A 20,975-nucleotide genomic window follows, 5' to 3' on the forward strand; every position below is an offset into this window, starting at 1 on the left:
TTAATGAAGAAAATATCTATAACGTTTCTATATCTTTTGCTCAGTGCATTAACGCTTGGACAAGAATCTAAGGAGACAAAGCCAGACAGTATTGTTCGATATTTTAGTGAAATTAAAACTGCAACTAAAATTGGTTATTCGTTATGGAATAGAGATTTATATGGTGATATTATTTTGGTGAACCCTGAGACGCGACAGCTATTTAGTAATAACTTTGGTGCTGATAGTTCGTTTGTGCAATATAAAAATAGCTATATTGGTAAATTGCCCGACAGTGTAAATATTGCCAATACGTCTTTAACGTGGAATGGTCGCACTTGGGCGATGATTATGTTGCCTTTATCTAAAGATTATTATGCACGGATCAATTTGTTAGCTCATGAATTGTTTCATTCCGCACAATCGGCTTTGGGATTTGTTCAAAATAACAGCGAAAGTACTCATCTCGATCAAGAGAATGGACGGATATACTTACGTTTAGAATTGGAGGCGCTTAAAAAGGCGGTTTGTTCAGACGCGCAAGATGAACAACGAATGCACTTGAAGGATGCTTTGATTTTTCGGAAGTATCGAAATTCACTTTTTCCAGGCTCTGCCCATATTGAAAATCAATTGGAACTTAATGAAGGGATTGCAGAGTATATCGGATTAATGATCAGTGGGAGAGATAAAGAAAAAACAAAAAAACATTTCATTGATGTAATAGACAGATTTTTCAAGAACCCCACTTATGTAAGGTCTTTTGCCTACAATACCACGCCCATCTATGGATATATAATGAGTTTAAAGGATCCGCTTTGGAATCAAATGATTTCAGTAAATACAGATTTAACTGTATTTTTTATGCGCGAATTGAACGTTGAACTTCCGAAAGATCTTGCAGCAACAGTAAAAGCCATTACAGCGGAGTATAATGGAAAACAGATATTCACAGAGGAACAATTACGAGCGGAAAAAATAAAGAAGCAAATTGCATTATATCGTTCCTTGTTTGTGGATCAGCCTCATATGACCATTAAATTTGAGAAAATGAATGTGTCTTTTGATCCGAGAAATATCCTCCCAATCACAGATTTGGGAACTGTTTATCCAACCATAAGGATCACCGATAACTGGGGGATTCTAGATGTCAAAAGTGGGGCGCTCATGGCGCCCAATTGGGATAAAATAACCGTTAGTAGGCCTACTAAAATCGAAGGACAGCGAATAGAGGGTGAGGGTTGGGTGATGCAACTTAAAGATCAGTATGCCATTCAAAAGGACGAATCGCTGAATAATTACAAGCTTATCAAAAAGCAGTAGCTGCACTATCTTGATTTTTATTCACTGTGCAGCCTTATTGAATCAATATTAAATATTGATAAATGCATGAGTATCATGAAACATCATAAAAAGATTTACCCAACGATATTCAATTTTTGGCTATCGAATGAGAGTTAATCGCTGGACAAGTTTAAATATAATCCAAGGCGTTTAATGCTCTAAATTTTCGCGGACTAAGACCAGTATGTTTTTTGATAAACCGTGTTAATGATGCCGATGAACTAAAACCATAATACGAAGTCAACTCTTTAATCGGAATCTCCGTAGAAGCTAGTTTTTTAGCAATCTCACTTGCAACAATTTCCTTGACGATCGTGCTGGGTGAAGTTTCATTACTTGAAAGCGTCAATCGATGTAACGCTATTCTTGATATATTGAGCTTTTTCAAGTAGAATTGGAGGTCCCAGTGATTCTGAGGATACTGGTGAATAAGGTTTTTAAATTCTACTAGAATGGGGTGTTCTGCCAGCAATGCTGAATTTTGATCCAATTGATTTAATGTTTCTTTTTGTTCCTTTATGTTGTTTCTCATGTTTTAAGATAATCGCCAGTTATTGCCTCACTATAGTGTTCTAGGGCTATAGTTTAGGTTAAGTGTTCCATCAATCTTGTTTGAACGCAAGCAAAATTAGCGTATTAATTTCATAGTGTACTTTTCGAATTTAACGATTCGCTTTTTAAAATTATAATTTTTTATCACCGATTGTGGTAAAACTAACCTGCAGCAGACTATCACTGGAAAAATAGGCGGATGAATAAAAACCTGATTCCAATAACAGAGAAATCGCTTAATTTACTCTAATTTTTGACTGCTATTTTTTATGATTTTATTGTTCATTATTCTTTGTAGTATAGGTGTTTGTGTTTTTTATCTGTATTAAAAGTTAAGTATTAAAATAGGTTGGTTATAACTTTTTGTTATACTTTTTTTTAGGAGTTTTTAAACTTCACGTAATGATTAATCTACGTCAAGAGAATGATATATAATTTTATTGATGGTAACAGATGTGATGATCAGGTGCTGCCATGTTAGTCCTTTATGATGTAGTGTTCGAGGGAATAGCGTTGGGGCTGTGTAATTAGTTTGAATAACATCTAGCTTCTATAGCAGTAGAGAATAGGGGTGTTACTCGTTTCTTATCATTTTTTTAAAACAGATTTTCTTTATAATTATTTGAAATTCATCACAGCGAAAAGGTTTTCGTTGATTGTGCAAACGTTTGATGTGGAGTGGTTGATTATTTTTCTGTACAATATATTATATCTTGCTTTTAGATTATGAACTAAAATACTTTGCTGAAGGTGAAGTGAATTCTTTGCATGGATCATCTGGTTTTCAAGTTTCGATGAACCATAAATCGATTAGAAAAATAAAAACTTCGAAACAGTCGCTGAGGCTTTGAAGGGTGATCGGAAAGAAGTGTTGACAATTAATACAAATTATAAACTTTATTTAAAAATTATGAGAAAGACCGTGTTTTCCTTAATCACGATTTTAGTGATCGCTATGACCACTTCCTGCCGGAAGGATGGTAGCTTAATGTACACTTTACTGAACGATTCCAGTGCGGAATCCTTAGCAATAGCGGATTCGGTCCAACGATTTAAAGTAAGTCCTTCGGCTGCAACTGAGGCTGATAGACTTCAGTTTCGCGCAAATCATAATGAAATGCAAATGACCGGATTTTATGTAGCGCCAAACAGTACTATAACGATAAAAGTAAAAGTCAACTCGGGGACTACAGCAGCACGCTTGGCGATCGGGACGCCTTTTAGAGACAATATTCGACCAGTGCGGCAGTATTTCAATCTCCAGGCAGGTACGCAAACGTTCACAGTGGACCAATACGGGGGCTTGGTTTATGTGATTTATACAGCTGATAACTACACAGCAACTGGAGAAATAGAGCTTTCTTTTGGCAATGGCTTTATCCCGGTACCTTACTTTCAAAAGGGAATTACCACCCATGAGCAATGGGTAGCTACATTGGATTCGTTGAAAAATACCGTGCCGGATGTCGTCTTCTCGTCAGATCACACCATTATGGTAACCAAAATTGCCGATGCGCTACTGTATAAGAACGAAGATCAACAGCTTATTGTGGATAGACTGGATTCAATTATTGGTTTTTCCAATCGTATCAGTGGTTTGAATGGTACGAGTGGAGTCCATGCCATACCATATAATAAACACCTGATTACCGTGAGAGATTCGAGTGCAGGTGGTTATATGGCTGCCGGTATTTCTATTTATTTTACCGATGCTTTATCTTATCGTATGTTACAGCCAAAATACCTGTCCAATACAAATGGATGGGGAATATGGCATGAAGTAGGACATACCTATCAACAAAAAGCTTGGACCTGGGGCAATCTGACAGAAACAACCGTGAATGTCTATTCTCTAGCCAGTGAAAGGGGATTTGGATTGCCGGTAAGCCGGGTGACTGCCAATAATTCCTGGCCTAAATTGACGACTTACTTTCAGAAAAACATCGCGGACCGCAACTTTAATTCAGGAGATAATGATTTGAAAATGATTATGTTTCATCAGCTTTGGCTAGGATTTGGTGATGATTTCTACATCAAACTTAGCAAAACTACCCGCGAGAACAGGCCTACAGTTTCAACAGACGCAGAGAAAATGCGCTATTTTATGCTGTCGGCATGTCAGATTGCACAAAAAGATCTTTCGGATTTTTTTAGAAAATGGGGTTTTAAAGTCGATGAATCTGTCTATACGGCGATAAGTAATCTGAATTTGCCCGCTCCTACACAAGATTTAACCGCTTTAAGAGATTAAACAGTCTTGCGTACTGTGACGTTGAATCTGTTAGAACAGATGTATAGGAAGTATGTGCCTTATTGATGATAAAAAAATTAATCGTTGTTTTACAATAAAAACATTGAAAAGTATTATCTTTAGTATGGAAGTTAATTCCAATAACCACATATTTATTTAATTAATTGAGAAAATGGGTAAATTTGAAGTAAAAACAAGGAAAAATGGAGAATTTCAGTTTAATCTAAAAGCTGGAAACGGACAGGTGATTTTGAGCAGTGAAGGTTATACAACTAAAGCCAACTGTTTAAATGGCGTTGAATCTGTAAAAAAGAACGCTCAGGACGATAACAAATTTGATCGTAAAACTTCTACGAACGGTAAGCACTACTTTAACCTCAAAGCTACCAATGGCCAAATTATTGGAACCAGCGAGATGTATGAAAGTGCAAGTGGTATGGAAAATGGTATTGAGTCTGTCAAGAAGAATGCGCCTGATGCGACGGTTGAGGAGATAGCCTAAGTCTATTTTCAAATGGCTGACTACTACACGTAAGTGTAAGCAGTCTGTCAATAATAAGCACGTAGGATTTGATAGTAAAGAGCCGGGTAAAAACCGGCTCTTTTGCGTTTATTTTTCTGCTGTCGGGAGTGGGATGGAAAACCAGAAACTACTGCCCAAACCCACGGTGCTATCAACTCCTATCTGGCCCCCGTGTTTTTTGATTATTTCAGCGGAAATATAGAGCCCTAGTCCAAGCCCCGAGTAAGATTTACCTTCGTGATTCGCTCTATAATATCGATCAAAAATAAAAGGCTGTACTGCCGGATTAATACCTTCACCTTGATCTTTGACGGTTATTTTGATACGATCTTGCAGTTGTTCAACAGTAATATTGATTTCTCTCGATTCTGGGGCATATTTAACGGCATTGTTGACAAAATTGACAAGGACTTGTTCAAGACGTTGTTCGTCGGCAAAGATATCTGCATCGAGATCGCCGGTAATATTAACTTGATGGTTGCCTTGGGATATGATATTGTGGCAACTGGAGGTAAGTATCTTTGATGCCTTGAAGGTTGTTTTTTCGAGATGAAGCTGCCCTTCACTGATTCGATGCATATTGAGCAGGTCGTCAACAAGTGTAACGATCTTTTTGATATTGACAGCAGACTGATCAATAAGTCTTGAAATGATGTCACTTCCAGTTTTGTCCTTGAATCGTTCCAGCAGTTGAATCGTTCCCTTTAACCCCGTGACGGGCGTTTTTAGTTCATGGCTGGCAATGCCCAGGAAATCATCTTTTTGAGACTCATAATTTTTCCGTTTTGTGATATCCGCCACTACACCAATGAGGTGAGTCGCATTACCTTCTGCATCGTATTTGGGAAGACCCGACGCATTGATCCAATGCAACGATCCATCAGGCCAACGGATGAGATATTCAGCGTGATAAGTGGTCTTGTTCTGGATAGCATCCTGAACTTTTTGATAGACCATTTCGCGGTGCTCAGGGACGATGCTTTGCATGAGGACATCATAGTCAAAGCGTTCGTTTTTAGTGAGACCAAAATTGAGTTTACAGGTTTCCGAGCAGTCCATTTTACCTGTTCTTATATCGCGATTGTAAGAACCGAGTTCACCGGCTTTTAGTGCAATTTCCAGCTGATAGTTGAGGGCTTCAAGGTGTTCGTTTCTTTTGATACGCTCCGTAACCTCATTGGCGATTACAATAATAGATTCCGTTTCACCTTCATCATTCTTCAACGGCTCATAGGTGAAATCAAAATAATGATCGCCCAATACTCCCATAGACTCAAGTCTTGCGTAGGCAGTGTCTCCAATATAATTTTGGCCAGTAGTAAAGACATCATCCAATATCCCCAAATAAGGCTGTCCCTGTAATTCCGGAAGTGCTTGTCCAAGTGGTTTGCCAAGAATGATTTCTGTTTTGTGCCAGAGTTTGAGCATCATATCGTTGGCAACTTCAATGACTAATTCACGGCCTGTTAAAATCGCAAAGGCTATTGGGGCTTTATCTATAAAGGATCTGAATCGACGTTCGCTTTTTTTGAGGTTTTTGTTGAGCAGCACTGTCAAATCATAGGATTTGTTGAGCTGGCTATTGGTACGATAAAGTTCATCGTTGGCAAGCTCCATCTCGTCATTAAGCTCGAGCAGCCGTTGTTGCATGGTTGCCATAGTAATATTGACACCCTCAAGCTCATCAATTTTATCTATGGAAGAACTTCGAAGCTCGATTTGATCCATTGCGGTCCGAGCAAGACCTTCTAATATCTGTCGATCAGCCGCAGTGAAAGCGCGTGGATGTTTGTCGATGACGCAAAGCGAACCGATCATAAAACCATCATGTGTAATAAGTGGTGCACCTGCGTAAAACCGTAGTCCAAAATCACCAATTACATTTGGATTGGTCAGTAGGATATCTTCTTTCAGTGTATCTTCAAAGACCGTTACTTTCTTGTCCAGAATAGCTAGACTACACAAGCTTTGCCCTCGATTCGTTTCCTTTGTGGTGCCCATGCCAATATTTGCTTTGAAATAGACAGATTCTGCATCCACCAGTGAGAGCAATGCAATAGGGGCATTGAAGATTTGTGTGGCTAATTTTGCAATTCCATCAAAACTGGCTTCAGAAGGGGTTCCAGTTATTTTATAGCGTCTGAGGGCATTCAGTCTGTCATGTTCATTTTCAGGCATTATATCCATTCCAAACGTATTCTCTATCATAGTGACCGTGTAATTCTTTTCATAAAGATATAGTTTTAATTACAAAAGCGGAGATGCAATTTTTTTTCTCTTCATCGGCAATTCAAAGATTCCCTGAAATGGTTGGTATACCGCAGGAATAACATGCTCCAAGGCTAATAATCAGCGTTAAAGATCGAATAGTGTTGGGTTCTGATAGTGTTGTTCAAGGTCCAGCAGGATAGACTTATTGCGAATGCCCCCGGCAAAGCCAACAAGCTTGCCTGAGGTGCCAACTATCCTATGACAGGGGACAATGATGGCTATAGGATTTTTATTCAACGCGCCACCAACGGCCCGGACAGCTTTGCTGTCGCCAAGTTGCTGCGCCAGTTGACCGTAAGTCCTGGTTGTACCATAGGGAACACCTAAAAGCACTTCCCAGACCCTGATCTGAAAGGCTGTTCCCTGAAAATCAAGCGGAATATCAAATATCTTTCTTTTTTTTGCGAAGTACTCATTCAGCTGCAGTTCTGTCTGTGTTAAAACTGGAGCTTGTTCATTGTAGGTTGCTGTAGGAAGTTTTGTGCGGATATAATCCTTGTCCGCCCAAACTAAACCTGAAAGTCCCTTTTCGGTAGCGATTAAGTGTATAGGACCAACTGGTGTGTCGATGATTTTATATACATAATTGGCATTTACTTCCATATTTCCTTTGCGTCAATGTGTATTAGGGGTAAATCTACAAAAATGAACCTATATTGATGAAGCACACAAAGTTTTTTCTACAGTAAATAATCTCATCAAAAATTTTCTAAACCTATATTTGGGTTAACAGCATGTAGGCACTTCGATCTTGGTTTGCTGCTTATGACTGGGGCAGGATGGCAATCCAACTGTAAAAACGGATCCCTTATTGGGTGTACTTTGGATGTTCACAACACCTTTGTTTCGTTCAATAAGATCCTTGCATAGGACTAGGCCCACACCCGATCCGGGCTCGTCTTCTGTGCCAAAGGACTTTTGCTGAATCTCATTAAAAAGTGCAGCAGACTTCGAGGGGTTAATCCCTATTCCTTCATCCTGAATATGAATATGTGTATAGGTTTCATCCATGCTGGTGTAAATGTTGATATTCCCATTCACATAGCTGAATTTGATTGCATTGCTAATCAGGTTGCGTAAAATAATGATGGTATGATCCCGATTGGCAATTATCTGCGTGTTGTTAGGTATATTAATGTTGATTTTTAGTTGTTTAGATTGTGTGTTCTCATTAAAAACTTTAATAATTTGTTGTATCATAGGTTTGATCAATTGGGGTGATGCTTTGGTATTCATACCTTGCATACTGCTGCTGCCCCACTGCAGCAAATCATCCAAAGCTTGATTCTGCTGCGTAATCTGCTGATAGATCTGTTGGATATATTCCTGGGATGCCGTACTATCGAGCATCTGATTACGAAACATAAATACCAGTGCTTCCAAGTTGGCAAAAGGACTTTTGATGTCGTGCGCGATAATAGAAAAAATTTTTTCTTTGTCCCGATTCATGGATTCTAAGTTGAGGCGTTGCTGCTCAATTTTTTTCATATTCTTATAGATGATATCAAGAAAGAAGTTGACCGCAACGACCATGAAAGCAAGTGCATTGATAATATTGAAAACAGATCTGGATCGTGGAACTTGCTGGCTCAGGGGAAGTATATCAGGAAGCAAATATAACAGTAAAATCAGGAAAGCTACCGTAATACAAAGGACTATATGGATCTTTCGGTTGTCATACATTAACATCGAGACAATCAAAGTGCACAATAAAAAATATTCGCCGCCATTTTTATAAAGTAGTGCCCCAGCGAAGAAAAACACAGAATTACTTGTCAATAGTGTTGCCTTCGCGATATTGTGTTTCCCATAATATTGAAGCAGAAGGACCGTAAACGAACAAATAGAATTGGAGAAATTAATCGCCGATAAAACATAGCGGTGGTCGATAAGATTGAGGATTGAAAAGAAAATTGTCGGAAATAAACATAACAATGCAATCAAATTTATCATGTGCACACGTTTGAAATCGATGTATGACATGCCCGGATGTGCACCAATATGGGAAAATAGTTTCCAATATTTACGAAAATGATTCATAGAGACGTGTCTGATTTTGCTTACAATTTCTAAACACTCAAAATTAGCCATAAATCAGCAGTCCAACAATGATTTTTCTTGAAAGCAGTTTAAGATTGGCAAAATCTGCCATGAAAGGAAGATAAAAGTGCTATGTCGCTTTATTAATTTGGGAAAAATAAACGGATTTCGGTTCCTTGGTTTTCCTTACTGAAGATGGCCATCTGCGCTTTGAGTCTTTCAAGAATTTCCTGAACGATAAACAATCCGATGCCTTTTCCCTGGTAATCCGTTGAATTTGAACCACGGAGTCTTTCCATGCGGATATTTTCGAGTTCATGCTGCGGAATACCGATACCATTGTCTTTGATGATATATAACACACCGTTCGTTACTTTTTCACTATAGATATGCACCGTTGCTTTCTTATTGGCCGAAGAGTATTTGACGGCATTGTTGATCAAGTTTGTAAAGATTTGGTAGATTGCATTTTGATCGCTGTTTACTGGAAAAAGGTCACCAAAGATAAGTTCAGTATGTGGGCTACGATATAATAATTTGGCTTCCCGGCACCAATTGGGCAATGTAAGATCTAAACGAAGAGCTTGTTTCCGTAGTCTGTTAATTGGAGCAAGACTCAGTTCGACCGTTTTGTCGATAATATCAGCAATGTTTTCAAGTGATTGATCAATGACATCGTACAATTCGAGCCGCCTATTGGACTGCATATCCAAATGTTCTTTTAGCACACCTATGCCCAATTTAGCAAGAGCCAAAGGATTTTTAGCATCATGTGATAGCGTATAGGATATCATGCGCAGGTTGGTTGCGGGATTGATTGTTATATTTTCTTGATCTTCAGGTTTCTCTTCGTGTATCTTATGCGTGACATCTGTGGCTGTGTGGAGGATGGAATAAGTTCGGCCACGCTTATCAAAGAGGGGCCTATATTCAAAATCAAAATAACGTTTGATCTTGAAATCACGGTCAATGATCGTTGCAGGGGTTTCAAATGCCTTGTAGGTGACACCGCTCTCCCAGACATTACGGAGTATATCTGTAAATCCTTCTTGGGTAAAAACCGGAAAAACCTCTCCAAAGGAATGTCCAAATATTTCGTTTTCTGTACGCCACATATTTAGCATTCGCGAGTTGGCGAATGCGATATTGAGGTTCGAATTATCATAAATGGCAGTTGCAATCGGCATCTGATTTAATGCTTCAAAAAAAATCGGAATATCCTTTTGAGGTTTTTGCATATTGGGTATTTAATGATCATCTGCTTACCGCAGTGCGACCGTAAAATTAATCAAAAATCAAGCCAATAGCGATGGTTTTTAATGTTTCTTGGGAAAAATACGGCCAATCGGTGGGCTTGGAAATAGCGCAATAAAAACACACTAAATTATTATTATATTTAATAAACTTCAAAGGAAATGTAAGTTAACAATAGACAGGGATTTGTAATCATACCAATTATGGATAAGTATTTGGAAATTAGGAAATATGATGTTCAGGACAGAAATAGGCTGATCGATATTCTTCATATGAATATACCGAAGTACTTTGCACAGAGCGAGGTTGCCGATTTCACAGAATATCTTGACCAGGAAATGGAGACGTATTTTGTTGCACTGGTTAACGGGCAAATTATTGGTGGCGGTGGAGTAGGTTTTTCTGATGATGAGCGCACAGGATTTTTGAGCTGGAGTTTTTTAAATCCAAAATATCACGGATTTGGTTTTGGAAAAAACCTATTGCATCACCGTATTGACTTTCTGTACACCCATCATCAGGTTGAAAAGATCGAAGTCGGTACCTCTCAATTCACGTTCGGATTTTATAAGAAAAATGGTTTTATACTAAGGGAAATCCATAAAGACTATTGGGCTGAAGGCTTTGATTTATATGATATGGTCCATACAAGAGAACAATACCATTAACACTGATTTGATGAAAAGCTGATGAATAAAGTGTAGCTCATTGATTGAATGAGACCAAGTTTTCCTTGATTTGATTCAGGTGGTGTAAGGGATGATAGCTCATCAGAAAAAACATTTCGCGTATACTGAGTTTGCCGAGCAGAGGATGTGGTAAAACCAGGCTATCGAGCTCCTCTTCATTGTACAGTACAAATAGCTGATTGATTGTAGCTAATACTTCTTCCAGTTGCGCAATCAGCCCCTCTTTCTGTGCGGGCAGGATTTCTTCAGGCAAAAATTGACTAGGGGCCTGCCGGCTTGTTTTGAGATAATTGTTACGCACCGTATCGTAGTCCCAGGTTGCGCGTTGCAGGGATCCAAATTTTTGGGCTATATAATCTTTTGACTGAAGTACCTTTGGAAAGGGTAGAAGCGTTAAGAGAATATGTTTTAGCTGCTGACCAGCCGTCCATTTTTCATGATTACGATATGAAAAATGAGGCTCAGGTAATGCCTGGATATAGGCAATAACCGTATAGTGGTTGTCAGAAAAATTTTTGATCAGTTCTTGTCTATTCATCCTAATTTTAGTGATAAGTGATTATTTCGATCGTTTTTTCTAGCTTATTGATAAGTCAAAGTCAGCATGATCTACTAAAAATATAAAATTATTTGCTAACCTCAATTATGAATCTCACTTATTCGGTGTTGATCAAAGTTAGAAAAGGCCGATATTATTTGCTATATCGGCCCTATATTCTATCGATCTAAGTTTTAATATGCACCAAAATCTGCAAGATGAGAATAGAAGAAATCACCCCAAGAACTTGTCGATTCTATTTTAAGGTATTGGGTGCTAATGGATGTATTAAGATCGACATTGATCCAGGAGCCAGCGACTTTGCTCAACTGAGTCGTTTTAATCAACGTCCAGCTTATACCATTTGTACTTGAGTAAATATTGACATCTTTCATCGCTCCATTTAAATTGTCGCGGTTACGGAAAGCAACTCCTTTTACGGTACGTAATGCGCCCATATTGACGGAGAAGAAATGTGGCTGCGGAGTTTGAGTGGACGACCAGGGAGTATGCCAGACTGTACTTCTATTCATATCCAATACATTGCTTGCCGGTGATCCAGGCTCATTACTATCGCTAGCTACAATTGACCAACCTGTGGTCGGTAACAATTTATAGGTTACAACCTTGGATAAATCGGGGATATTGTTAACGAAGTTATAAGCGTATCCTAAGGTAGTACGGCTTCCATTGACATGGAGAAATCCTATTCTCATTTCGTAATTTCCTGTCAGATCATAAAAATCAGCTAATGGGCACTCAAATCGAAAACTATCCTGGCCTATTATTTTTGTAGCCCATTGTACGGCATCATAATCGTTATTCACTCCAAAAGGCTCCCTATCGTGCCAAACAACAATGTCATTGACTGGTTTTGTTGTTGTAAATTTCCCCGAAACGATAATCTTATTGTTCACAAAGCTTGATGACAGGGATGTTATTTCTGCAGATGCAGAAGCATACCAGTCACTTCTTGCTACAGGGCTGAATACTTGGCTATTGTTAAATGTTGCCGCTGTGGTACCGGTCAAAGAGGTTGTAGATATTCCGTAGGTTGAATTGCCTGAGCCCATTAATGCGGTACCTAAAGTTGGCGCTAGCGTTTTGTTCATTCTGTTGTGGCTGGCATTTAATCCATGGCCCAGTTCGTGAATCATTCCACCTATCCATACAGTTGCTTTCCATCCAATATCACCGCCTATTCCTAAGTTTTTAGCGTCCAGATTTACATAATCTAACGCATAGCAGCTGGTACCTGTACCATAAAATGGAGGGCCTCCCGGATTAGCTGGATCTGTATTGTAGGTTGGAATAATGATTAGATTGTGCTCGCTTTTTTTTCCTGACGGATTTTGATTAAAATAGCTGTCCACTTCCGCCTTCACAGCGCCGCTGCCCCCTGAGTACGGATAAGTAGCTTTACCATATTTTCCAGCGATGTAATGAATATTAATCAGGCTGTCATTGAGCAGATCTAATCCGAAGGATTTTCTGCCGAACCCTTCGCGATCCATATTATTTGCAAACATATTTTGGGCATCCAAAAGGATCTTGCTAAGACGCTTTCTGAAGTTGGGAATGGAATCAACATCATTTGGAACAAAATAGATGACGTTCAGCTTGTAGGGATTACTGTTCCATTCATTTGTTACCGAGCTAGTTGATGTTTTTGCTTTTAGAGTTTCGACACTTTCTTCGGTATTTACCAAGGTCTTGTTACAGGAGGCAGCCCCTAAAGCGAGGGTTGCAAGCATTAGATTTAAAAGTTTTCTCATAATGGTTTATATTGTGTATCAATAAATATAAATAAGGCATCTTTTATTGGTGTGTAAAAAAATAAACTTTTATCATAATTAGTTTAGTCAATCGATTGATTAATCAACTTTGAAAAATGTTTTGTAACATTTTAATTTATTTGAGCATGAAATGATTAAGAATTAATAGTAACTGGATAAAATTTAACCGACTTCTTACTTGGTTTTCATCTAGGTCTTATTACATTTGATTGTATGAATAATTAAATCGTATGGAAAAAATTAAAAACCTGATATTATTGTTGGGCGCACCCAATGATGAGAAGGGGAATCTCAGCGTTATGGCATTAGATAGAAATGAATGTGCCTATAATTTCTATTGTCATAATGAGGGGACTGCAATTTTATGCACCGGAGGCATGGGTGAACATTTCAATCGGACAGAAAAGCCGCATGGCACTTATGCTCAAGCTTATCTTATGGAAAGAGGTGTCGCAGAGAAAGATTTACTTCCATGTGTACTATCCACAAATACCTACGAAGATTTTATGCTATCAAAGGAGATTATCAAAAAGATCTCTCCAGATCTCTTCATCGTGATCACCTCTGATTTTCACATGGAGCGAGCGAAATTATTGCAAGAAAAACTCATTGACTACCCAAATGTGCTGTTCATTGCTGCAAAGTCGACTGTTAGTCCCGAGAAATTCAATTTGTTGTCACTGCATGAAAAACAGGCTATCCGGAGAATACTGGAACGTTAAACAGGAGTATTGGAATAGCACTATTTTTAGCGATTGCCCCCTTATGCCGGCAGTTTTTTTATGCATTAGCCCAATTTCTTTCTGAGCCATTTGCGGACAGGTTCGTCATACCATTTCAAGCTGATATAGGCCAGTGCAATACTCGCCACCAAAATCAATAGGGCATAAGGCAAAGCTTTTATAAGCGTCACATCCTTATTGTTGCTGATCCAGGCAACATAAAAATAGACGAAAGGGTAGTGTACGAGGTATAACGGGTAGGAGATGTCACCCAAAAATTTACAGAGCTTATTTTCTATTCTGTTGCTTGATATACTGCCTGTCCCCAGGTAAACAATCAAGGGGAATACAATGATAATGCATACCGACTCATATATCCCGTTCATCCAGAGCTGCTCTGCTCCGCCTATACGAGGCATATACAACACAATAGCGATTAAAATACTACAGTACAAAAATGCATGTCGGATACGACTTGGGCTTGTTATTCTGGAGAGCAGGAGGCCCGCAAAAAAAGGGTACATGGTACGGGTGATTCCTATCCGCACTTGTTCAGCATTTAATGTCCAGCCACCGCTAACATCTCCAGTAGGACTTGTGATCGCCAAATGGGCTAGTGCCACAGCTGCAATAAAGACCAAAATGCTTAAAGCTGTTTTGGATAGTTTGCGAATACCGATGGCATATAGAATATTGGCAATATATTCAAAAAATAATGACCAGCCGACACTATTGAGCGGGTGCATTTCCTGCCAGCCACGAATATCCAAAGAGAGGGGAACGGGGAGAATCGTATAACCAATGAGCATTACCAAAAGCATTTTCCAGAGCGGAACGGTGTGAATAAGTGGCCAGATTGTAGAATCTGTAAAGTAAAAGCCTATCGCGCCAAGAGTCATACCTAATATAACCATCGGCTGAAGGCGTTCAATACGGCGTTTAAAGAAGGTGCCAATAGACATTTTATGCCAGCGATCATCATAGGCATAACCGATCACAAAGCCAGATAAAAGAAAGAAAAAGTCAACGGCCAAATAGCCATGGTTGACCAAGATATCGAGATGTCCTGTTCCCAATGGCTCCGTGAGATGAAAGGTTACAACAATAATCGCTGCGACTCCTCGTAGTCCGTCTAAAATGGGATAGTGTGGCTTTGTAGAAAGGTTTTTATTGTTCATGGCTTCTGATCGTATTTCGAAGATGTCTATGGACTTGCTAACTGTTTATAAATGTTATTGAATGGGTGAAAATAATGAAATAACAGGTTTAAATTTGATCAAATCGTATCAAAATCCCGATGGTTAGTCTCATTTTTTGTGTTGTACCGAATCGTTTATGTGGATTCACAAGTTTTATTGCTGGTACACACAGCAGCCAGCATTTATATTCTTATAGATCGTGCATTCCGAGATCCAATGACCCAAATTTTTCATATCTTGCTGTCCAATTCACAAGGGCTTTCTTCGACCGTCAGTTTACGTGAAATCGAGAATCTCCCTTTGTGCATTGAAAATCCCGCTGTGCATTTATAAACATAAATTAATAAAAGAAATGATTGTTGTTAAAGTAACCTATAGTGTTCGCGATGACTATGTACATGCGAATAAAAAAATGATTGAAAGCTTTCTCAAAGATTTCAGGAAGTTAGATGGAACACAATTCCTGTATACTATTTTGCAGGGTGGTGAAAGCAATACTTTCGTACATATTTCCCAATATAAGAATAATGAGATACAGGATCAATTACTGAGAATACCGAGCTTTGTCGATTTTCAGGAACAAAGAGATAAAAACCTTGCTGTTGAGCCCAAAATTGAGTTTATGAACTTTATAGGGAGCTCAAACGATCCGTTTTAGCGAAGGAGAGACCGCGCTTCATGCAAAAGATATGTTTAATCGCTATATGCAATTAAACCACTTTGTTTGTTACTTGCAATGTCAAGGATTTGAGTGAAGCTTTTTATGTCAGTATCCATTTGGAATCCCTTGTCTAATATAATTTGCTGAATTTGTTTAATCAGAGCAGTATCCAGCCTGAAATCCGTATAATAGTCAAATTGTGTAGCGATTATGCCTTTTTGCTGAAGACTGCTGAAAGTCTTTTCGTCAAGTTGTCCAACGAAAACCAATCCTGCCTTTTCAGGAAAATCTGGTTTTACTTGTTTATCATCGATAATATAAAAATCTAACATCTTAGGATTTAATTTTAGCAAGTATCTGGTCACTACGACTCGATAATGTGCCGTTTACTTCAATAGCTTGTATACCGAAGTCGTCAATCCAATCGAGGAGTAAATCATTAACTTTAGATCTAAGTTTGGGTAGATCCGACTTGTGGCAAGGTATCAAATCGGGTTCTTCAATGGGGACAAACACCAAAAGATCAATTTCGGCCAATACAGCAAAGGCTTTTTCAAAAAGGAACTGAATATTTTTCTTTGGATCAAGAATATGCAGATAAGCTAAGATGTCGAGTACACATCTATCGAATATTACATTGTCTCCACTTTGTGAAATTAACTGGGCAGAGTAGTTAAATTGTTCAACGAAATCTTCAGCGCTGGGATCTTCAAGGAATTCATGGCCCAATGATTCCAGTTGATAGTAGGGTTCTACTTCCAGCGCGTATCCGGGAAGTTTTTCCAGAAGCTCTTCTGCTAAGGAGGTTTTACCTACTTTGTGCGTGCCAAATAGGGCAATTCTCATTTTTCAAATTTATTTTATGAACTACGTTGTCAACATCCAAGGTAATGTTGTTAAACAAAAATAGCTAATTAAATATCCGATATTCTAATCGCCTTCATATGTTTTATGCTGTATCTAACGCTTGTAATAGCCGAATCAAACATCCGCAAACAGAATATAGTTGTTATTGATGGACAGGAAAAAGGCAAAGTAAGTGCCATTAATCTTTCGAATCCTACTCTGTTAAAACAAAAAAAGCTAATCTTGCGATTAGCTTTTTTCTGTGATCCCGCTGGGATTCGAACCCAGGACCCATACATTAAAAGTGTATTGCTCTACCAGCTGAGCTACGGAATCTTACTTCTTTATTTTTGAACTACCGTTCCTTGTTTGAAGTGATGCAAAAGTAGGGCTTTAATCCTATTCCTGCAAATAATTTTGACTTAAAATCACGCTTTAATGCTTAATAAGCTGATTTTAAGTCAAAAAAATTAATCATTTTCCAATTCCATGATTTCTTCCGCCAACTGTTCCCAACTCTCTTGGAATTGCGTCAATAATGCCTTCGCTGAGTTGTAAGAACGTGTAGTTTCCTGTAACTTAGTCGCATCCGAATACACAGCTTCGTCGGCAAGCTTCGATTCTAAGTTTTTGACTAAAATTTCCTGCTCCTCAATTTTTTGTTCAAAAGACGTTAGCTCCTTATTTTTTTTGCTCAACAAACGTGTCTTATCTTCCGTAAGTGGTTGCTTTTCTTTCTTTACTTTGGGTTCTTCCTTGACTTTTTTCTCGGTTTTTACCTCCGTCTTCACGACGCGTTTTGCAGCCCATTCTTCATACTCCTGGTAAGTACCTGGGTACTCCTTGATCTGTTTGTCCTCAATGTACCAGATTTTGTTCGCCACATTGTCCAAGAAATACCGGTCGTGGGATACAACGATAAATGTACCTTCGTATTGCTGCAAAGCCTGGATCAGAATGTTGACAGACTGCATATCCAAGTGGTTGGTAGGTTCATCGAGTGCTAAGAAGTTCGCGTCTGCGGTTAATGCTTTTGCAAGAGCCACACGTGATTTCTCGCCTCCGGAAAGTACTTTGATCTTTTTGAAAGCATCGTCTCCGGTGAATAGAAAACATCCAAGAATGGAGCGCAATTCGGTCTCTGTATGCTTCGGTGCAAAAGTTTGTAACTCGGCAAGGATGGAATTTTCCAGATGTAAGGCTTCCAGCTGATGTTGTGCAAAAAATGTTTGCGAAACGTTGTGTCCCTGTTCTGCCTTTCCTTCAAACTCGTGATCCGCGTTAGCCACGATACGTAAGAGGGTAGATTTACCTTTACCATTGGCACCAATTAGTGCAATCTTATCACCCTTTTCTATAATAGCCGAGGTATTTTTTAAGATCTCCAGGTTAGGGTAGGACTTGGAAATATTTTCCAACGTCACAACGTGACGACCTGAAGGTTTTGAAAATTTAAAGCTGAAGTTTACTGTAGGGTTGTCATCGTCAACATCGTCAATTCTCTCCAAGCGATCCAACGCCTTGATCCGAGACTGCGCCATTTTGGCTTTGGAAGCCTTAGCGCGGAAACGCTCAATTAAACGTTCTTCCTGTTTTATCTTGGCTTGCTGGTTTTTGAACTGATTGGCCTGCAATTCATTCCGTAATTCCTTCTCTTCAAGATAAAAACTGTAATTACCTGCATAAAGTGTTAATTTTCCTTTACGTGATTCTACCGTTTTCTTGATGATGCGGTCAAGGAAATATCGATCGTGGGAAACAATCACAATGGCGCCATCAAATGCTTGCAGATAGTTCTCCAGCCATTTGATGGAAGGTAAGTCCATGTGGTTGGTCGGCTCATCCAGTAACAGAATATCCGGAGTTTGCAATAAGATACGGGCAAGCATAACCCGCATACGCCATCCTCCGGAGAAAGTGGCTAATGGTCTTTTTTGTTCTTCTTCAGAAAAACCTAGACCGGCAAGGATTTCATGGGCCTTAAATTCGATGTTATAACCATCTAAGGCCTCAAATTCTACTTGTTTATCGCTTAGCTTATTCAGGATGTCATCCGAATAATCTGTTTCTAGTTTGTGGAGTAAACCCTCGATTTCGGCATGTAATTGATTTTGGCGCTCAAAAGCTTCCATGGCAACATGCAAAATGCTTTTGTCAGAATGGTACGACAATAAGTCCTGGTTTAAATAACCAATCTTAAGGTCCTTCGCCATGGAAATCGTTCCTGATGTGGGCGTATATTGACCGACAATAAGGCGAAGTAAAGTCGATTTACCTGTACCATTGGCACCGATCAAGCCAACTTTATCTCCTGGTTTTATATGCCAGTTTGCTTCGTCATATAAAGCGCGAGATCCTATTTCAAATGTTAAATTATTTATTGATATCATTTCAACTGCAAAAGTACAAAAGTAATGAATATTTCTTCTTCTTTGAGTAACTTTGCGATTATGTATAAATTAGTCAAACCTATATTCTTTACAATGAATCCGGAGACGGCTCACCATAAAGTGACCGGTGGATTGAATGTTTTCTCAAAAATTTGGGGCGCCAAACAATTATTGAATGCTTTTTTTACCGTGGAAGATCCACGTTTGGAACGCGAAGTCTTTGGATTGAAATTTAAAAATCCTGTGGGCCTTGCTGCTGGCTTTGATAAAAATGCGGAATATATTGCAGATATGACTAATTTGGGATTTGGTTTTATCGAAATCGGAACGGTAACTCCCAAGCCGCAACCGGGCAACGATAAACCCAGGATGTTCAGACTTGTTTCCGATGAAGCTTTGATCAATAGAATGGGATTTAATAATCAAGGGGCAGACGTTGCCGCCACAAGATTGAAAAATCTAAAGGATCGAAAGGGATTGTTAATAGGCGGGAATATCGGTAAGAATAAGGTGACGCCTAATGAAGAAGCTGTCAATGACTACATTTATTGCTTCAATGCATTGTTTGACTACGTGGATTATTTTGTTGTCAATGTGAGCTCCCCGAATACACCCGGCTTACGCGATTTGCAAGAAAAGGAACCTTTAAAACATCTATTAAATACTTTACAAAGCCTCAATGTCGCTAAAACAGCTCCGAAGCCAATACTGCTTAAAATAGCACCTGATTTGACGGATAGTCAATTGGATGATATCGTCGAGATCGTATTGGAGACACAAATTGCAGGTGTCATCGCAACGAATACAACAATTTCAAGAGAAGGCTTAAAGAGTCAACAGGAACTGATTAATGAAGCGGGCGGGGTAAGTGGACGTCCTTTAACCAAGCGTTCAACAGAAGTTATTCGCTACTTAAGTGAAAAGTCCAACAAGGCATTTCCTATCATTGGTGTAGGGGGGATTCATTCGGCGAAAGATGCCATTGAGAAGTTAGATGCCGGAGCCAGTCTCATTCAAGTTTATACCGGTTTTATCTATGAAGGCCCAGGCTTGATTGCAAAGATTTGTAAAGGCATATTGCAGACAGGAAGATAAGGATTAGCATGGCAGTTGATTTTGATCTGAAAGATTTCTTGGATAAGAAAGTTGATGAATATAATCAACCTGGTTTTATTCCAAATGATCCCATATCGATTCCGCATCAATTTTCAGCGAAGCAGGACATTGAGATTATGGGATTCTTGGCTTCCATTATGGCTTGGGGGCAAAGAAAGACGATTATCAATAAATGCAACGAGCTAGTGGCTCGAATGGATGGTTCACCATACGATTATATGATAAATCATCAAGAGCAGGATTTAAAAACCTTACTGGGATTTAAACACCGCACGTTCAATGATACCGATATTCTCTATTTTGTTTCTTTTTTTAAGCATCACTATCAGCATTTCGAATCTTTGGAAGATGCTTTTCTCGTAGGGCAGGAGAACAGGGAAGAGGTCGACTTAGAAATGGCACTGAATGCCTTTAAAACCTATTTCTTTTCGTTGCCTGATTATCCTGTTCGCACACGGAAACACATTAGTAGTCCAGCACAGAAGTCAACCGTCAAGCGGATCAATATGTTTTTACGCTGGATGGTCAGAAAAGATACAAAAGGGGTAGACTTTGGGCTTTGGCACCGCCTGTCCCCAAAAGATCTAATCTGTCCGTGCGATGTCCATGTTGAGCGTGTTGCCCGTAAATTTGGTCTAATAACATTGGATAAAGTGAATTGGAAAACAGCCCAGGAATTAACGGCCAATCTACGCCTACTAGATCCGTTGGATCCGGTCAAATATGATTTTGCGTTGTTTGGTTTGGGCGTAGAAGGGGAAATGTAAAATTAAGGCGTGAAGAAAAAAGCGTCCTTGTCAACTA

General features: G+C 39.0%; 19 protein-coding genes and 1 tRNA gene. 8 read left to right on the top strand and 12 right to left on the bottom strand.

Translation table 11 applies throughout. The features are described 5' to 3' along the window. The first annotated feature begins 3 nt into the window (after positions 1–3). The gene (locus tag GVK91_RS01200) at positions 4–1,302 is read left to right on the top strand and encodes a hypothetical protein (protein ID WP_159726535.1); all 1,299 of its coding nucleotides are present in this window, start codon (positions 4–6) and stop codon (positions 1,300–1,302) included. 151 nt (positions 1,303–1,453) lie between these two features. Here GVK91_RS01200 and GVK91_RS01205 read toward each other — a convergent pair whose 3' ends face one another. After that, positions 1,454–1,855, bottom strand: a complete 402-nt coding sequence (locus GVK91_RS01205) for a helix-turn-helix domain-containing protein (RefSeq protein ID WP_153844633.1) — start codon at positions 1,853–1,855, stop codon at positions 1,454–1,456. Between the two features lie 930 nt (positions 1,856–2,785). Between GVK91_RS01205 and GVK91_RS01210 the strand changes: the two genes are divergently transcribed. Both GVK91_RS01210 and GVK91_RS01215 read left to right on the top strand, forming a co-directional pair. Next, positions 2,786–4,126, top strand: coding sequence for a M60 family metallopeptidase (locus GVK91_RS01210; protein WP_153844632.1), 1,341 nt, complete (start codon positions 2,786–2,788; stop codon positions 4,124–4,126). A gap of 172 nt (positions 4,127–4,298) precedes the next feature. Further along, a complete protein-coding gene (locus GVK91_RS01215) occupies positions 4,299–4,628 on the top strand; it encodes a YegP family protein (RefSeq protein WP_075992803.1) in 330 nt (109 codons plus the stop codon). A gap of 108 nt (positions 4,629–4,736) precedes the next feature. On the opposite strand, the gene GVK91_RS01220 is transcribed toward GVK91_RS01215, so the two are convergent. From GVK91_RS01220 to GVK91_RS01235, 4 genes are all read right to left on the bottom strand, one after another. Continuing rightward, a complete protein-coding gene (locus GVK91_RS01220; protein WP_153844631.1) occupies positions 4,737–6,857 on the bottom strand; it encodes an ATP-binding protein in 2,121 nt (706 codons plus the stop codon). A 147-nt stretch (positions 6,858–7,004) separates the two neighbouring features. Beyond that, entirely contained in the window at positions 7,005–7,523 is a 519-nt protein-coding gene (locus tag GVK91_RS01225) for a methylated-DNA--[protein]-cysteine S-methyltransferase (RefSeq protein ID WP_153844630.1), read from the bottom strand. Between the two features lie 123 nt (positions 7,524–7,646). Next, positions 7,647–8,960, bottom strand: coding sequence for a sensor histidine kinase KdpD (locus tag GVK91_RS01230; RefSeq protein ID WP_159726537.1), 1,314 nt, complete (start codon positions 8,958–8,960; stop codon positions 7,647–7,649). Between the two features lie 143 nt (positions 8,961–9,103). Beyond that, on the bottom strand, positions 9,104–10,198 hold the full coding sequence (locus tag GVK91_RS01235; RefSeq protein ID WP_153844628.1) for a PAS domain-containing sensor histidine kinase: 1,095 nt from the start codon (positions 10,196–10,198) through the stop codon (positions 9,104–9,106). A gap of 219 nt (positions 10,199–10,417) precedes the next feature. On the opposite strand from GVK91_RS01235, the gene GVK91_RS01240 reads away from it, so the two are divergent. Then, complete coding sequence (locus tag GVK91_RS01240) at positions 10,418–10,882, top strand: GNAT family N-acetyltransferase (protein WP_153844627.1); 465 nt, start codon at positions 10,418–10,420, stop codon at positions 10,880–10,882. Positions 10,883–10,919: 37 nt separating this feature from the next. On the opposite strand, the gene GVK91_RS01245 is transcribed toward GVK91_RS01240, so the two are convergent. Beyond that, positions 10,920–11,441 (bottom strand): DinB family protein, encoded by a 522-nt coding sequence (locus tag GVK91_RS01245; protein WP_153844626.1) that lies wholly within the window; start codon positions 11,439–11,441, stop codon positions 10,920–10,922. Between the two features lie 194 nt (positions 11,442–11,635). Then, positions 11,636–13,216 (bottom strand): discoidin domain-containing protein, encoded by a 1,581-nt coding sequence (locus GVK91_RS01250; RefSeq protein ID WP_200845515.1) that lies wholly within the window; start codon positions 13,214–13,216, stop codon positions 11,636–11,638. 251 nt (positions 13,217–13,467) lie between these two features. Here GVK91_RS01250 and GVK91_RS01255 point away from each other — a divergent pair, with 251 nt between their 5' ends. Then, the gene (locus GVK91_RS01255) at positions 13,468–13,959 is read left to right on the top strand and encodes a YdcF family protein (RefSeq protein ID WP_153844625.1); all 492 of its coding nucleotides are present in this window, start codon (positions 13,468–13,470) and stop codon (positions 13,957–13,959) included. Positions 13,960–14,024: 65 nt separating this feature from the next. Here the strand turns inward: GVK91_RS01255 and GVK91_RS01260 are convergent, their stop codons facing one another. Further along, complete coding sequence (locus tag GVK91_RS01260; protein ID WP_153844624.1) at positions 14,025–15,137, bottom strand: acyltransferase; 1,113 nt, start codon at positions 15,135–15,137, stop codon at positions 14,025–14,027. 373 nt (positions 15,138–15,510) lie between these two features. On the opposite strand from GVK91_RS01260, the gene GVK91_RS01265 reads away from it, so the two are divergent. After that, entirely contained in the window at positions 15,511–15,816 is a 306-nt protein-coding gene (locus GVK91_RS01265) for a hypothetical protein (RefSeq protein WP_153844623.1), read from the top strand. Positions 15,817–15,851: 35 nt separating this feature from the next. Here GVK91_RS01265 and GVK91_RS01270 read toward each other — a convergent pair whose 3' ends face one another. From GVK91_RS01270 to GVK91_RS01285, 4 genes are all read right to left on the bottom strand, one after another. Continuing rightward, the gene (locus GVK91_RS01270; protein ID WP_159726539.1) at positions 15,852–16,151 is read right to left on the bottom strand and encodes a hypothetical protein; all 300 of its coding nucleotides are present in this window, start codon (positions 16,149–16,151) and stop codon (positions 15,852–15,854) included. A gap of 1 nt (position 16,152) precedes the next feature. Next, complete coding sequence (locus GVK91_RS01275) at positions 16,153–16,665, bottom strand: ATP-binding protein (protein ID WP_153844621.1); 513 nt, start codon at positions 16,663–16,665, stop codon at positions 16,153–16,155. Between the two features lie 263 nt (positions 16,666–16,928). Further along, a tRNA-Lys gene (locus GVK91_RS01280) sits at positions 16,929–17,001 on the bottom strand. Between the two features lie 134 nt (positions 17,002–17,135). After that, positions 17,136–19,055, bottom strand: a complete 1,920-nt coding sequence (locus tag GVK91_RS01285; protein ID WP_153844620.1) for an ABC-F family ATP-binding cassette domain-containing protein — start codon at positions 19,053–19,055, stop codon at positions 17,136–17,138. 60 nt (positions 19,056–19,115) lie between these two features. Between GVK91_RS01285 and GVK91_RS01290 the strand changes: the two genes are divergently transcribed. After that, positions 19,116–20,150, top strand: coding sequence for a quinone-dependent dihydroorotate dehydrogenase (locus GVK91_RS01290; RefSeq protein ID WP_088163570.1), 1,035 nt, complete (start codon positions 19,116–19,118; stop codon positions 20,148–20,150). 8 nt (positions 20,151–20,158) lie between these two features. Further along, entirely contained in the window at positions 20,159–20,938 is a 780-nt protein-coding gene (locus tag GVK91_RS01295) for a TIGR02757 family protein (protein ID WP_182981698.1), read from the top strand. Positions 20,939–20,975: the final 37 nt, after the last annotated feature.

This window comes from Sphingobacterium sp. 18053 (assembly GCF_902706145.1).
GTDB lineage: Bacteria > Bacteroidota > Bacteroidia > Sphingobacteriales > Sphingobacteriaceae > Sphingobacterium > Sphingobacterium paramultivorum.